The sequence below is a fragment of the Chromohalobacter sp. HP20-39 genome (genome assembly GCF_033052815.1).
GTDB lineage: Bacteria > Pseudomonadota > Gammaproteobacteria > Pseudomonadales > Halomonadaceae > Chromohalobacter.
The window spans coordinates 1-252 of record NZ_JAWHTP010000946.1 but is presented as its reverse complement, the minus strand read 5'-3'; the positions used below and the strand labels follow the sequence as shown (position 1 = coordinate 252).

Genomic DNA, 252 nt, shown 5'->3' with positions numbered 1-252 from the left:
CCTGGTGCGCGGAGTGCCGCGCAGATAGAAGAGCGGCGGCAGCGGCTCCAGGCTGCCGCGCACGATGCCGCTGGCCTCGCTGGTCAGCACCTCGCCGGTGACGGTGATGTCGAGCGCCGCGATCGGCCCCTCGGCATAGAGCATCGTCACCGAATTGCCGAAGCCGTCGCCCGCGTCGCGCAGGCGCGCGTCGCAATCCACGCCGACCAGCCAGCTCACCACCGTCTGGTCCTGCGTGTCGCAGGGCGTGAG

General features: G+C 71.4%; 1 protein-coding gene. It reads right to left on the bottom strand.

Annotated elements, in window-relative coordinates:
* A partial coding sequence (locus RVY79_RS20755) for a transglutaminase N-terminal domain-containing protein (protein WP_317466487.1) occupies nucleotides 1-252 on the bottom strand: 252 nt, incomplete at both ends.